11 protein-coding genes and 1 pseudogene are annotated in these 14,769 nt (G+C 63.3%); 6 read left to right on the plus strand and 6 right to left on the minus strand.

What is annotated here, in order from left to right:
• Positions 1–5 precede the first annotated feature (5 nt).
• On the minus strand, positions 6–1,610 hold the full coding sequence (locus AC1DE3_RS24415; protein WP_441514170.1) for an OpgD/OpgG family glucan biosynthesis protein: 1,605 nt from the start codon (positions 1,608–1,610) through the stop codon (positions 6–8).
• 252 nt (positions 1,611–1,862) lie between these two features.
• The gene (locus AC1DE3_RS24420; RefSeq protein WP_476797774.1) at positions 1,863–3,941 is read right to left on the minus strand and encodes a transglycosylase domain-containing protein; all 2,079 of its coding nucleotides are present in this window, start codon (positions 3,939–3,941) and stop codon (positions 1,863–1,865) included.
• A 377-nt stretch (positions 3,942–4,318) separates the two neighbouring features.
• Here AC1DE3_RS24420 and AC1DE3_RS24425 point away from each other — a divergent pair, with 377 nt between their 5' ends.
• Positions 4,319–4,474 (plus strand): hypothetical protein, encoded by a 156-nt coding sequence (locus AC1DE3_RS24425; RefSeq protein WP_441514172.1) that lies wholly within the window; start codon positions 4,319–4,321, stop codon positions 4,472–4,474.
• Between the two features lie 105 nt (positions 4,475–4,579).
• Here the strand turns inward: AC1DE3_RS24425 and AC1DE3_RS24430 are convergent, their stop codons facing one another.
• Both AC1DE3_RS24430 and AC1DE3_RS24435 read right to left on the minus strand, forming a co-directional pair.
• Positions 4,580–4,999 carry a DUF1236 domain-containing protein gene (locus AC1DE3_RS24430; RefSeq protein ID WP_441514173.1) on the minus strand — a complete coding sequence of 140 codons (420 nt, stop codon included), beginning with the start codon at positions 4,997–4,999 and terminating at the stop codon, positions 4,580–4,582.
• An 86-nt stretch (positions 5,000–5,085) separates the two neighbouring features.
• Entirely contained in the window at positions 5,086–5,337 is a 252-nt protein-coding gene (locus tag AC1DE3_RS24435; RefSeq protein ID WP_441514174.1) for a hypothetical protein, read from the minus strand.
• An 813-nt stretch (positions 5,338–6,150) separates the two neighbouring features.
• On the opposite strand from AC1DE3_RS24435, the gene AC1DE3_RS24440 reads away from it, so the two are divergent.
• The 5 genes from AC1DE3_RS24440 (at position 6,151) to AC1DE3_RS24460 (ending at position 11,821) form a co-directional block, all read left to right on the plus strand.
• The gene (locus AC1DE3_RS24440) at positions 6,151–6,372 is read left to right on the plus strand and encodes a type 2 periplasmic-binding domain-containing protein (protein WP_441514175.1); all 222 of its coding nucleotides are present in this window, start codon (positions 6,151–6,153) and stop codon (positions 6,370–6,372) included.
• Between the two features lie 170 nt (positions 6,373–6,542).
• Positions 6,543–7,883, plus strand: coding sequence for an HlyD family secretion protein (locus tag AC1DE3_RS24445; RefSeq protein WP_441514176.1), 1,341 nt, complete (start codon positions 6,543–6,545; stop codon positions 7,881–7,883).
• Entirely contained in the window at positions 7,880–9,115 is a 1,236-nt protein-coding gene (locus tag AC1DE3_RS24450) for a hypothetical protein (protein WP_441514177.1), read from the plus strand. Before AC1DE3_RS24445 ends, AC1DE3_RS24450 begins: the two co-directional genes overlap by 4 nt.
• Position 9,116: 1 nt before the next feature.
• The gene (locus AC1DE3_RS24455) at positions 9,117–11,126 is read left to right on the plus strand and encodes a glycosyltransferase family 2 protein (RefSeq protein WP_441514178.1); all 2,010 of its coding nucleotides are present in this window, start codon (positions 9,117–9,119) and stop codon (positions 11,124–11,126) included.
• A gap of 401 nt (positions 11,127–11,527) precedes the next feature.
• Positions 11,528–11,821 (plus strand): hypothetical protein, encoded by a 294-nt coding sequence (locus AC1DE3_RS24460; RefSeq protein ID WP_441514179.1) that lies wholly within the window; start codon positions 11,528–11,530, stop codon positions 11,819–11,821.
• A gap of 69 nt (positions 11,822–11,890) precedes the next feature.
• On the opposite strand, the gene paoC is transcribed toward AC1DE3_RS24460, so the two are convergent.
• The gene (gene paoC, locus AC1DE3_RS24465) at positions 11,891–14,098 is read right to left on the minus strand and encodes an aldehyde oxidoreductase molybdenum-binding subunit PaoC (protein WP_476852829.1); all 2,208 of its coding nucleotides are present in this window, start codon (positions 14,096–14,098) and stop codon (positions 11,891–11,893) included.
• Positions 14,099–14,101: 3 nt separating this feature from the next.
• Positions 14,102–14,629 (minus strand): annotated as a pseudogene (locus tag AC1DE3_RS24470) (FAD binding domain-containing protein); the annotation flags it as partial.
• Between the last annotated feature and the right edge of the window lie 140 nt (positions 14,630–14,769).

Raw genomic sequence — 14,769 nt, forward strand, 5'->3', positions numbered from 1 at the left:
AGGCGTCACTTGCGCGCTGACTCATCCTTCGAAGGCGCTGGCTTTGCGGAATCGCCGGTCGGCACAGACCATGTTGCCGTCCAGGTCTCGCTCAAGGTGCGATTGCGTGACTTCAGGAACATGCGAAGCTCGGCCGATTGGCCGTCGGGTAGTGTCGCATCGACGATGGCGCGCACGCCTTTAAGCGGCGCATGGAAGGCCAGGATCTTGGACGTGATCGTACCGGCCGTCGTGGTGGCGACCAACTCCACGCGGTCAGGCTGGCTTTGGTAATAGGCGAGGTCGCCCCCGGCGAAATCGACTATGAAGCGTTTCGTTCCGCTGCCCTCGGCGACGCCATCCTCGATATCCGAGCCGTTGAAGGTGTGCTGTGCCTGTGCATAGGGGTGCAGGTGCCAGGTCGTCGATACCGCCGATATGCGGTAGCGGAACTCGCTGGCCTGTCCGCTTGGCAGGGGCGTGTGGGGCGTCCAGCAGGCGACGATGTTGTCGAATGCTTCGTTCACGGTCGGGATCTCGATCAAGTCGATCCGGCCTTCGCCCCAATCGCCCTGGGGCTGGACCCAATAGCCGGGCCGCGCATCGTAGCGCGCTTCAAGGTCCTGATAGCTGCCGAAGTCGCGGTCCCGCTGCATAAGGCCGAAGCCGCGCGGGTTCTTGTCGCCGAAGCTCGATATGCGAAGCGCCTTCGGGTTGCGGATCGGGCGCCAGATCCATTCTCCATTGCCGGACACCATCATCAGCCCGTCGGAATCATGAATTTCGGGGCGGAAATCGGTCCGCTGGCCAAGATCGCCTTCGCCGGCCTGGAACATCGACGTCAGCGGCGCGATGCCGATCCGCTCGATTTCCCGGCGCGGGATGATCGTCGCGGTGACGTCCATATAGGTTTCGCGGCCCGGGCTGACGACATAGCGATAGGCTCCCGCGACGGACGGGGAATCGAGCAGGGCGTAAATGACGAGCTCGGTCGTCTCGCGCGATGGCTCCTCCACCCAGAGCGCGCGCATGAAAGGGAATTCCTCGGGGCCGTTGCCTCCGACATCCAAGGCCAGCGAGCGCGCCGAAAGCCCGTAGCGGTGGCCCCGCCCGATCAACCGGAAATAGCTAGCGCCCAGGAAGGAGATGACCTCGTCCTGCACCTTGGGGTCGTTCAGGTTGGTGGTCACGGCGAAACCCGCGAAACCCAGCGCCGGCGAGAGCCCCTTGGGAATGGGGACCTTGCCGTATTCGAACAGGCCGGTCGTGAACGGGATCGGGATCGCGTTGCCGTGGTTGATGATGTGAACCTGGACCGGCTTGTTGTGCAGAAAGCCGAGATGGAACGGCAGGAGACGGAAATCCGATCCGCCGTCGCGCCAGAAGGCCTTGTCGCGCCGAAACCGGATTTCCCGATAGCTGTCATAGGTCAGCCTCGACAGTTCGTCCGGGATCTTGGCGCTTTCGGCATCGAAGGGCTGTTTAGCCAGCGCCGTCGCGCGCTCCACGACGTCGCCGTAGCCGAAGCTCTTTGCAGGCCCCGCCGGCGCCTGCGCCCATACGGAGCGGTGCGCCAGCAGGCCCGCGCTGGAGAGCAGAGCGAGAAGCGCGCGGCGAGACGGTGCGGACAAGGCTGAATCCCCCGGAATGGCGGCCGGCCGCGATAGGCAAGCGACCTTAGAACACCACCAAGCTGCGCCGGTTCCCGCGCAACTCGCTGCCGAGGCCTCATCACGGAAAACGCGCCCCGCCATCTCCAAGCGTAGCGAGGCCGCTTTGGTGAACGTCCAGGGACACGGTCTGGGCCTCAGAGCTGGCTCATGGATGATCTAGACGCGGCCCGGGAAAACAATGAGCTTGGCTCTGGGCTGGATGACTGAGCCTCAGAGCCCGAACAGCCTCTCGAAGAAGTTCTTCTGGCGCTTGGCGCGCTGCCGCGGTTGGCCCCGGCCGCTTTCGCCGGCATTGGCGTAGCGCGGATCCTGTCCGGCACCGGCCACGCCCGCCAGGGTGACCGGCTTCTGGTCCTTGAGGGCGATCTTCATGAAATTGTGCCAGATGTCGGTCGGCAGGTTGCCGCCAGATACGCCCTTGGTGGGCGTGCTGTCGTCGTTGCCCAACCAGACGCCGGCAACCAGATTGCCGGTATAACCCACGAACCACGCGTCCTTGTAGTCGTTGGTGGTGCCGGTCTTCCCAGCCATCGGCCAGCCCGGCATCCGCGCCCTTTGGGCCGTGCCGATGACGAAAATGTTATGCATCATCTCGTTCATCATGGCATCAGTGCTTGGATCGATGATTTGCTCCAGATCGCCAGAAGCCGGGCGGCTGAAGACGAGTTTGCCATCCGCGGTCTTCACCTCGGTGATCACGTAGGGCACAGCCGCGAAGCCCCCGTTGGCGAAGGTGGCATAGGCGCCGACGAGCTCGAGCGGCGTGACTTCGGAGGTGCCGAGCGCGATCGAGGGGGCGGCCTGGAGCGGCGAGGTGATGCCGAGGCGCTGCGCCGTTTGGACGACCGCCTTGGGACCGACCTCCATATTGAGCTTTACCGCCACCGTGTTGAGGGAAAGCGCGAGAGCCTTGCGTAAGGTTATTGGCCCCCGATAGCCCCGGTCATAATTTTCCGGCTTCCAGCCATTGATGCTGACCGGTGAATCCGAGCGCACGGTGTCGGGGCGCAGCCCTCGTTCAAGGGCCGTCAGATAGACAAAAGGCTTGAAGGACGAGCCCGGCTGGCGGCGGGCGGAGGTTGCCCGATTGAATTGGCTCGCCTCGTAGTCGCGGCCACCCACGAGCGCTGTCACGGCCCCGTCCGGCCGCATCGCCACGAAGGCGCCCTGGCTCACATTGAACTTTTGGCCCTTGGCGTTGAGCTCGTCGACCAGCACCCGCTCGGCCGCCGCCTGCAAGGATGGCTCGAGAGTGGTCGAGACCACGACGTCGGTGTCGATGGTGCCGACGACGTCGTCGATCACATCCATCACGTAGTCAGCTGCATAATTGGCGGAGCCGGCTCCTTTTGGACGCATGAGCTCGGCCGGTGCACCAAGGGCCGTCAGGGCCATGTTGGGCGTGATGAAGCCGAGCTCCTTCATCGCCGCGATCACGCGTTCGGCGCGGGCCTGAGCGGCCTCGCGGTTGCGGCTGGGGGCCAGGCGCGACGGCGACTGGACGAGGCCAGCCAGCAGGACGGCTTCCGACAACGACACGTTGCGGGCCGACTTGCCGAAGTAGCGCTGGGCCGCGGCCTCGACACCATAGGCACCGGCCCCGAAATAGACCCGGTTGAGATAGAGTTCGAGAATCTGGTCCTTGCTGTAGCTACGCTCCAGCCAGAGCGACAGGATCGCTTCCTGGATCTTGCGCGAGACCGTGCGCTCCTGGGTCAGGAACAGGTTTTTCGCGAGCTGTTGGGTCAGCGTCGAGCCGCCCTGGAGGCCGCCGTCATGGGTCAGGTTGCGGTGGGCTGCACGGAGGAGGCCCATCAGGTCGATGCCCCAATGATCGTAGAAGCGCCGGTCCTCGATCGCGACAAAAGCCTTGGGCAGGGAGGGCGGCAGCTCTCCGAGGGAGACCTCGCGGCCGCCCGTCTCGCCGCGATTGGCCAGAAACGAGCCGTCATGCGCCAGGATGGCGATGTTCGGGGGCCTTTTCGGCACCGTGAGCTGACTGAGCGGAGGCAGCTGCAAGGCGTAGTAGGCGACGACGCCGCAAAGGCCGATGAGGCCAGCCGGGCAGAGCGCCAGCCCGGCATATGCCAACCTCCTCAGGAACGAGCCGGCACCCGCAGGCCGGGCCGTCCCGGGTTGGCGAGACGCGTCATCGCTGGTTTCAGAGGCCGGCCCGTGAGCCGAGGCACCGCCCTTGCGATCCTCGGTGGCGGGGCGAGAAGCCAGCTCCTGCGCTGACGTCGCCAGCGCGTCGACAGCCGGCTCGCGCCGGTCACCTTCGTTCGCCACCTGTGGTCAGCCCCCCATTCCGTGCAGCCGGTGCAATCGGGCGCTTCTGGCATCGGCTCTTGGCACAACTAAGACCAGGGGCGGACATGCATGCATGTCACGCTGGAGATCCGGAGGGCGACGGCGCTTCATCCTCGAAAGGGGGGCTGCCGGCTCATCCGCGCGGCGTCAATGCGCGCCGCCAGCGGTCATTTCCAAAAGCGGCATGGAGATAACTGCAGTCACATAAAGGCGCCATGGCCCAGGCAATGTCTATGTCATTTGATGGAATGACGACCAGCGATTACCCGTCTCGCGGACCATCGTTCACCGGAGCGTCAATGTCTGCAACGGGTCGGTCGCCGGCTTTCGGAAGCGGCCGCTAAGAGGCGCCCGACATGCAGAAGCCGGCCCAACGGCCGGCTTCGCTGATGACGATGATGAGTCACTTCGTCGCGACGGCTGGCGTCTTCACATTCACATCGATGCGTTTTCCACCGCCGAAGCCGCCGCTGAAGAAAAAGAAGCCGATGCCGATAACAAGTAACCAATGATAATGCCTAGAAGGTCGGTGGCTCCCGATCCGGATCCATCTGCCAGGATTGCCCCTTGAAAATGGATTCGAAAAAGGAGGCCGAGATATTCGGCCCCCGATCGTATCAATTGATAATCTGGACAATCTTGCGGGTTTTCGGCTCGACCAGGACGGTCTTTCCGTTGACCACGGTGTAGCGGTACTCGCGGGCACCGTATTCAGCCGGAACCTCGCGATAGACCACGCCTTCCTCCGGCAGCGCTACTCCAACGGCGACCTCCTCCTTGTAGCTGTAGGAGGGAACGCGTTGTTCGGTCACGTACGTGCGGAACTTCGGCGTGGCGGCGTCACCGATGATGGCACCAGCGGTGGCGCCGACCACGCCACCCACGGCGGCGCCGACCGGGCCACCCACAATGGCTCCGCCAACGGCGCCGGTGGCGCCGCCCGAAACCGCACCGCCGGCGGCGCCGGAGTTGGACTGGGCGAGAGCGAGCGTCGGAGCGATGGCAAGAACGGAGACGATGGCAAGACGCTTGAACATTAGAATCTCCATAAAGAAGAGAGTGTCACCGCGCTCACAACAGGTTGGAACGCTATTAGTTCCAATAAGTACTTACGAGGCAGCACTCAGCGGGGAAGCGGGTAAACAACGCGGACCTTGCGCTCGGCGCGCACGGGTTGGGCATCCGCGTCAGCCGTCATTGCTTCGGCTTGCGGAGCCACCACCACATCCGCCGGTGCTCTGGATTTACTGAGCCGCTCGCCCAATTCTAGCCCTGCCACCGGCGTGAGCGCTTTGTTGTCGATGTGGGTCGCCTGCGCCGCGCCAATGCTGGCTCCTAGTGCCGTCAGGCTGATGATGAATGATTTCGCGATCATGGTCGTCCGAAGGTTGGATGAGACAGCGCTCACAAAACCAACTTTTCTTCGAACGGTTCCAAAAAGCAGGGAACCGCAGCAGGTGGTGCGGCCTGCATAATCATGTGGCTTAGCTCGTCACCGACGAGCCGGCCGCGACGGAGACCGCGCGAATGAAGAAAGCCGTTTGGCTCAAGATCGAGTTAATAGCGGAGTAGCCTTCCGTGCCTGGACGGACGGCAAGCTGCGGCATGCCTCGTTCAAGGGCCTGCGAGAGATGCGGATAAGGCGTCGGTCTACAGCTGGTCTAACGCCGGCGTCAGCTATGGGTCGAGAGTCGACGCCCGGCAGCACCTAAGATCAGAGCGCCAGTTCCTGCCGAACGCCAACGGCAATTGGCGCAACTCGTCCGCAGCGGGCTGGAAGCCGACGGAGGGTCCACTTTATGTCGACGTCTCGGATCAGTCAGATACGCCCGGTTCGATGAGGTCCCAGATGTTGCCATAGAGATCCTCGAACTTGGCGACCGTCCCATATGGCTCTCGTCTTGGTGGCTCCGCCGGAAGCCTCCGATCGCGACCAATGGGCGATCGCCGGATCGTTGGCGTCATCAGGGCCTATAACCGCAACATTCTCCCCCGGAGAAGGCGCCCAAGGCCTGTGCCGACCTGCTCAACCGGGAACTCAAGCCGCAAGCTCGCATCCAGGATTCGGCGGCAGGCACGAGCTTCAACCAGATGTACCTGCTGGAGAAGCGGCTCGGCGCCGACTTCATGCGGCGCTGGGGCCAGCAGGAGCCCTTCATCGTCTCCACCGCGGGCCCAGCTTATCGACATGTTGGTGCGCGGTGAGGCGCTGGTCGGCGCCACCGTCGACCACTTCCGCGCCTTCGACCCCGATGCGGTAAAGGCGGGGATCGTCTGGGTTTATCCCAGCGAAGGCATGCCGCTCGCCACCGCCCCGGTCGCGATCTTCAAGGACGCGCCCAATCGGAACGCGGCGCGGCTGGCGTCCGCCGCTCAGCTGCTGGCCAGGCTCAAAGAAGCCGTCCAATAGCCCCTGTTACGCCTTCAACAGCCCCCATTGCTGCATTGCAATAAAATCTTCGAACATCGCTGCGATCTTCCTGTTGCTGGCCTGACGCGAATGTCCGGAGAGGAAACGACGCTCGCAAACAGCGCCTTGCGAGAGAGGTCCCATTCACCCTTCCAGCGAAGGAATTGACGATGCCTCACTCCACCAAAGCGGGGCTCGACCCCAAGGGCCGTGCCCACTCGCGCTTCATCAAAGTGAGTGCATACTTTGTCGCAACGGTACTCGCCGGTTTGCTTTTGACAGCAACGCTCCCGCCGCTGGTGGCGGATCAATCTGACCGGGCTATCCTGAATGCGCCTGTGACGCTGCTCACATCTCCGATTGCGGGCGAAGTCGCAGCGATGAACGTCGCTCCCGGCGCTCGGATGGCCGAAGATGCTGCGGTGGCGGAAATTTGGAACAAGCGCGTCGATCGCTCCACGCTCATAAGCCTTCAGGGAAAGGCTGAAGAATTCCAGCGGGCCCTCATCACCGCCAGGGCGCGGAAAGAGGCGGACCGCGGCTATATCGAAACGCTCGAGAGAGAGATCTCTGCGCAAAAGGCCCAGCTGATCACGCAGCTGACGGATCAGAATGCGGGTTTGGCCGGCCTCCTCAGTGCAGCGAGAGCCGGAGTGATCGAGAAGGGCGCGCTGCGCGACCGCCAGCAAAGTCTCGTCGCTCAAAACACCGCCAGTCCTTACATGCTAAAGCCAACGACCCAGCAGCTATCGGCAGCTCAAGGATCGCTTGACGCAGCCGCTGCAAAGCTCGCAGCCGGCCAGAGCCAGTTGGAGGCTGTCAGGAACGACATCTTCGTCGGCGACAACCTCGTGGGCCTGGCGACTCTCGCCCAGAAGCGGAGGGACATCGCTTTCCATCTCCAGAATCAGACGATCGAGGAGGCCCAGGCGGAGGCCGGCCTTGAGGTCCAACTGGCTGCGGTCGACGCCGAGAAGGCCCGCCTGGATTCGCTGACCGAGGCCCGTCTGACCGCGACGAAGGGCGGAGAGATTCTGTCCATCGAGGCTGCGGTCGGCCGCCACGTCAACGCCGGCGACTCGCTTGCTACAATGGTCGACTGCCGCGACCTCTTCGCCGTTGCGATCTTTTCGTATCGCCAGGCTACAGCTCTCTCCGTCGGCACTCGGGTTCTCGTGTCCGGCGAGGATAGGAACGGCCCGCGCGAGGGGATCGTCCAGGACATTGTCCCGAAGTCGAATGATAGGAGTGACGCGCAATACGCCTTGCCTTTCCCGCAGACCGAGCGCCGGGAAATGTATGTGCTGGTCAAGTTCGCCGACGAGGCCGACCGGCCCGCGGGGGCTTGCCCGGTCGGGAAATGGGTCACCGTCACCCGGGCGGATGGCTGGGTGCCTTCGGCCTCGGTCGTCTGGCACCAGGCTTCCACTGTGATGGGGCGTGCCGTTTCGGCGCTATGGAGTGCGGACGCAGCGGGGGCTCATGAACCTGCCAAGCGAAGCATGCGATGATGTTGGCGCAAGCACGTGCTCTTTCAACCGCAGCGATGCTGTTGATGAGCGCAACGGTCGCCATGGCCCAACCGCTCTGCGAACCGATTACACGGCACATCGACCGAACAGCGGCAGGAGATGTCGTCTCGCCGCTCTTCCTGCCCAGCTACGAACGCGGCGAAGGCGAGACGGCACTGCCACCACCGATCGCTCGATCGGCGTTTTCGTACGACAACGCGCTGGCCATCGTCGCCTTAGTGTCATGTGGCGAGTTTGGTGCCGCCCAACGGATTGGTGATGCGTTTCTGTCAGCGATGACGAGCGACCGGACATTCAAGGATGGGCGCATTCGCAACGCCTATCGAGCGGGTATCGTCAAGTCCGGGCCTCAGCTCCTTCCCGGTTGGTGGGACGATCATCAGCTGATCTGGGCGGAAGACGCTTACCAGGACGGCAGCCAAACCGGCAATGTGGCGTGGGTCGGTCTCTCTCTGCTCGCTTTGGCGGAGGCGACAGGCGAACAGCGCTACCGCGACGCCGCCCAGCGGCTCAGCAGTTGGATCGCCGACAACGCCGTGGATAGGCACGAGGCCAACGGCGTGACCGGAGGTCTTGCCGGCTTTGATGCCGCGCAGACGCCGATCCCATGGAAATCCACCGAGCACAATGTGGATGCTTTCGCGCTTGGCAGCTGGATCGCGCGCGACAGTGCCGAGCCCGCTGCCCGGAAACTCGTCAAGGTTACCCGGCCGTTTCTCGACGCGATGTTCGATCCTGCTTCAGGCAGTTTTCGAATGGGCACCTTGCCGGATGGACGGCTGCAGCCGACGCATGTCTACGCGCTGGATGCGCTGATCTGGCCGCTACTGGCGGTCGCCGACCCGCCTGCCGATTGGCGCCGCTCACTGGCCCTCGCCGAGACCCACCTCGCTGTGGCGGGTGGCTACGATTTCAACGGCGATCAGGACGGCTTGTGGACGGAAGGAACCGCTCAAGCGGCTCTGGTCGAACGCCGCGCAGGCAATCGTCCGGAGGCCGATCGCCTGCTCGCGGTGATCGAACGTTTCCGAGCGCCTTCCGGCCTGCTCTACGCGACTGATCGAGCGCGGATTTCAACCGGCCTCGCGATCGGCGACACGAGTAAGGAAGCCGATTTCTTCTATTTTCATCGCCCGCATCTCGGAGCAACGGCTTGGGCCATCCTCGCGCGGACCGGCCTCAATCCCTTCACCGGGAAGAAGGTGGATTAGCATGTTTCCGCAACCTCAGGATCTCAGCACCGTTCTCGCCTTCGACATGGGGATATTCGTGACCCTGCTCCTGCTGTCGCGGCTGTTGTCACGCGAGAGCGCAATGGGGCGGGCGCTTTTCGGCGCCTGCGCCGCAGCAATCATCATCTGCTACGCAGCTTGGCGTTGGCAGGAAACGCTCCCGCCGTTCGAGTGGAGTATCGGCAGCCTCTGGACACATGTGTTCTTCGGCTTCGAGGCTGTCGCTATCACCTACACCCTTTTGTCGATCATCATTCTCCTGCGCTGGCGCGACCGTTCCGGCGATGCGGATCTCTGCGAGAGCATTCTCGCGGACCGAAATTGCTGGCCCAAGGTCGATGTTTTCATCTGCACCTACAACGAGCCGCTCGACGTGCTGGAAAAATCCATCATTCCGGCATTGGCCATCGACTATCCCAACTTTGCTGTCTGGGTTCTCGACGACACCCGGCGCGCCTGGCTGAAGGAGTATTGCGAGAAGGTCGGCGCCCGCTACATCACGCGCGCCGACAACAAGGGCGCCAAGGCCGGCAATCTCAACAACGCGCTGGGTCACACGGCCTCAGAGACCAACGCTCCGCTAATCCTCGTGCTGGACGCCGATTTCGCGCCGAAACGCAATATTCTGCGCCGGATGGTCGGCCTTTTCGGCAATCCCAGAACAGGCATCGTTCAGACCCCGCAGTTCTTCTACAATGCCGATCCGATCCAGCATAACCTCATGGCGGCGGATAGTTGGGTCGACGACCAGCGCATCTTCTTCGATGTATTTCAGCCGGCCAAGGACGCATGGGGCGCCGCCTTCTGCGTCGGAACCTCTTTCGTCGTTCGCCGGGACCTCCTGAACGAAATCGGGGGATTCCCGGACAGCGCGATCTGCGAGGATATCAATCTCACATATACACTGATGCGTCGTGGCTACGAGACGCATTGGCTCAACGAGCTGCTGAGCATCGGCCTCTCCGCTGAGGGGCTTCCTGAATATATCACACAGCGAACGCGATGGTGCCTTGGCACGATGCAGGTTGCGCTGCTTCCGGACGGGCCGCTTCGCGGCCGGGGCTATTCGTTCGTGCAGCGCTTGCACTACGTCCACGGCATCCTAAACTGGCTCTGCAAGCCGTTCCTGGTCCTGATGCTGATCGCGCCCTCACTATACTGGCTTTTCGGCCTACCGGCCTATTATGCGGACTATCTGGGCTTTCTGCGTTATGGCCTCCCGGCGCTGCTGGCTCTCTGGATCCATGGCGGCTGGATCTCGGCGCGAAGGACACTGCCTCTGTTCATGGAGGTGACACACCTGTTGCCGGCGCCAGCGGTCACGCTGACGCTGTTATCGGCGCTCATCCGCCCCTTCGGCCGCCCGTTCAAGGTTACGGATAAAGGTGGAGACCGGTCCTCGTCCCAGCTGCGTTTCAAGATGGCGCTGACCTTCGGCTCGATCAGCCTGCTCTCGGCCGGGGGCATCGTTTGGTACCTGATCTCGCCGGAAGCCTCATCGGAAGTCTCTTCGCTCGACCTGTTCAATCTGCTCTGGGCCAGCGTAGCGATGACGATGACATTCGTCGCCTTTGTCGTCTGTTTCGAGCGGCCGCGGCGGGAGGAGCGTTTCGACGTGAACGAAAGCGCGGTCGTTCTCGCCGACGACAATCTTCCCTGGAATTGCCGTCTGACCGACTTGTCGTTAAATTCAGCGGCGTTTGACCTGGCTAACGCCGCCAAAATATGCGCGTCCAGGGCGATGACGATCCTGATCGCCGATGTCGGTTTCGTGAGCGCAAAGGTCGAGGCTGTATCGGATCAAGCCGCAATCATCTCGTTCGAATTGCCCGATGCAGAACGCATAAGAATGCTGATCAAGCTCTTCTCCGTCTCAAGCCGTCACCGCATTGCGGATCGGGCAAGCTTCGGTGGCGCCTTTACAGCGTTGTTCAGGCGGTCCTTTGGAATGGGAGCGCCTCTCCGTTCCAGGCAGCGCGCTCAAGCGTGATTCCATCATATGGCTGAGTGGGGAGCACCCGTGCTGCTTGCGGTGGTGGCGGAAGCTTATGCCATGCGACTCCTTCTAGGGATTATGAGTCACCGGCCCCCTCCAGCGCGCAATGTCTGCTTCCTGGAGGGGTGCCAACTTCCGCTACTGGCGCTGAACGAAAGCGGCAGTTGGCTGTCGCTCTGCGCTGGTAAGTCCGCTTTCGGGCAAGAGCCAAGGTTCGGTTCTGGCGCAATTGAGCCCCGAGTGCTGAACCCGGACATTCTGTCGTTCGTCACGAACTGAAGCCGCCGCGGGTGCAGTTCGACGAGAGGATGACCAAATGAGCGGGCTTGACGGCAAGACGGCAGTCATAACGGGCGGCGCGACCGGGATCGGCTTTGCATCGGCCAAGCGTTGCGGTGCTGAAATGGCTGTCGCTGGTCCTCTTGGCATATGTCGCAACACTGTTCGTCGTAAAGGTCGACTGGCTGGCCCTCGCCAGGAGCATCGTGCTGCCGAGGCTTTCCTTCGATGCGGACTATTTGTCGATCGTCGTCGAGACGGCCGGAACCAAGAAGTTCTCATCCGCAACGCGGGTCGACATTTGCAACGGCCGCTGGACCCGCGGCGAACTGTTCCTGGCAATGAGCTTCGCTATCAGCCGATCAAATCCGAAAGCCGAAAGACGCAAACGCTTCATAGCGCCCAACTGACCTCACGCAGCATGAACGAAGCTGAACTGAGATGGTTCGGGGGAGCCGATCGACAACCCATCCACGCGTTCACGGCATCGCCGGTAGCCGATCGATGAGCTTGTCCAGCGTGATAGGATAGTCCCGCACACGCACGCCCGTGGCATTGTAGATCCCATTTGCGACCGCCGCCGCGACTCCACAGATCCCCAGCTCGGCAACGCCCTTGGCCTTCATCGGTGACGAGATCGGGTCCGCTTCGTCGACGAAGATCACCTCCTGGTGCGGAATGTCGGCATGGACGGGAACCTCGTAGCTTGCTAGGTCGTGGTTGACGAAAAAGCCGGCGCGCTTGTCGACGACCAGCTCTTCCGTGAGGGCGGCGCCGACGCCCATGGTCATCGCGCCGATCAACTGACTGCGCGCGGTCTTCGGGTTCAGGATGCGGCCGCAGGCACAGACCGCGAGCATGCGTCGAACTCGGGTCTCCCCGGTCGCGGCATCGACGCCGATCTCGACGAAATGCGCGCCGAAGGTCGATTGCTGGTACTTCTTGTCGAGATCACCATATTCGATGCCGTCCTCGGCAACGAGCCCGTCTGCGCCGGCCGCCTCGCCAAGCGACACGCTGCGATTGCCGGAGCGGACCTCACCGTCGATGAAAGCGGCTTCGGCGGAGTTGAAGCCGAGTTTCTGGGCCACCGCTTCGCGCAGCTTGAGGCAGGCGGCATAGACGCCGGCGGTCGAATTGTTGCCGCCCCATTGACCGCCCGAGCCGCAGGAGACCGGGAAGGTCGAGTCGCCGAGGTGGACTGTCACCTGCTCGATGGGCAAACCCATCATCTCGGCCGCGGTCTGGGCGATGATGGTGTAGCTGCCGGTGCCGATATCCGTCATGTCGGTCTCGACCGTCACGGTACCGCGACCGTCGAGCCGGACGCGTGCCGCCGACTTCGTCAGCAGGTTGTTGCGAAACGCGGCGGCGACGCCCATTCCGACCAGAAGTCGACCATCGCGCTGACGTCCGGGCTGCGCCTGACGCTTGCTCCAGCCGAAGCGCTCGACGCCGGTGCGCAGGCATTCCACCAAGTGGCGCTGCGAGAACGGGCGCTTCGGGTGTTCCGGATCGACCTGCGTGTCGTTGAGGATGCGGAACTCCACCGGGTCCAACCCCAGCTTCTCTGCCATTTCGTCGATCGCGATTTCCAATGCCATCATGCCCGAAGCCTCGCCCGGCGCACGCATCGCGTTTCCCTCAGGGAGGTCGAGCACGGCCAGCCGTGTCGAAGTTATGCGATTAGCCCCGGCATACAGCAGGCGCGTCTGGTTCACGGCTTCTTCAGGGCCGCCATCCGGCAGGTCGCCGGACCAGCTCTCATGGCTGATCGCGGTGATCTTGCCCTCGCGCGTCGTGCCGATCCGGATGCGCTGGATCGTCGCCGGCCGGTGCGTCGTATTGTTGGCCAAGAGCGGGCGTGTCAGGGCGACCTTAACCGGTCGTCCGGCCGCGCGGGCACCGAGGGCCGCGAGCAACACATCGGCGCGCAGGAACAACTTGCYGCCGAAGCCACCGCCGATGAACGGCGACATGACACGGACTTTGTCTCTGGCAATGCCGAGCGTCTTCGCGAGATCGCCGGCCGCCCAAGCGATCATCTGATTGGACGTCCAAACGGTGAGCTTGTCCCCGTCCCAGGCCGCGATCGATGCATGAGGCTCCATCATCGCGTGCGATTGATCGGGCGTCGTGTAGATTTCATCGAGCTGGATGGGCGCCGCGGCAAACGCACCGGAAAAATCGCCGACGCAGGTATCAGGCGGTCCGCCGAAGCCCGCTTTGGGCGTCCCGGCCGAATTCTTGACCGCCGCGAGATCGAAGGCGCCATCGGTCCGCGCATAGTCCACCTGGACGAGGCCGGCGGCGGCGCGCGCCTGTTCGAATGTCTCCGCGACGACCAGGGCAACCGCCTGGTGGTAATGTTCGATGGCGGGGCCGCCGAGCAGGGCCGCGGTGTTCCGACCGCCCTTGCCGAGCTTGACCGAATTCTCCGCCGTGACGATCGCGAGCACGCCGGGCGCGGCCTGCGCCTTCTCGAGGTCGATCGCGGCGATCCGCCCTTTCGCGATCGCTGCGCCCACGACATAGCCATAGGCTTGGTTCGGCACGACATCGTGGCGTTCATAGGCGTAGGGCGCCGTGCCGGTGGTCTTGAGCGGGCCGTCGATCCGGCTGGTCGGCTGGCCAATCACCTTGAGTTGGTCGATCGGGTTGGTGGTCGCGGGGCTATCGAACCTCATGGCTCATCCTCTCGCCTCTGAGAGAACCGCACCGAGGGTGCGCTCAATCAGCGGTAGCTTGAATGCGTTCTGCTGGGTCGGGTTAGCGCCGGCGAGAAGCTGCGCGGCGGCAGCTTTCGCGCCGCGCGGCAACGCGGCTTCCGCGACCTCGACGCGCCAAGGCTTATGCGCCACGCCGCCAAGGGCCACGCGCCCACTTCCGTCCCTTTGGACAATCGCGCCGACCGAAACCAGCGCGAAGGCATAGGAGGCGCGATCGCGAACCTTTCGATAGATCTGCTGGCCGCCGACTGGCTTCGGCAATGTCACCGCCGTGATCAGTTCTCCGGGCAAAAGGGCGGTCTCGATCTGTGGCGTGTCGCCGGGTAACCGGTAGAACTCTGCGATCGGAATGCTCCGCGTCCCGCCGTCCCCGCGCAGCGTCTCCACCGTCGCGTCGAGCGCGCGCATGGCCACGGCCATGTCGCTCGGATGGGTCGCGATGCAGGCGTCGCTGGCACCCAGGATCGCGTGATTGCGCGTTGATCCGCCCCCGCGGAGAGGTCCGATGTGATTGTTAGTGTACGGTTGGCCTCGGCGCTAGCGCGGGCGGCGTAGCCGGTCTGGTTTGCGCAGCCGGCCGCGCGGTCATGGCTGGGATGAAGACCTCTGGCGCGGGAGGCCTGTAGCCG

The sequence above is a fragment of the Allobosea sp. 10L417 genome (assembly GCF_056395485.1).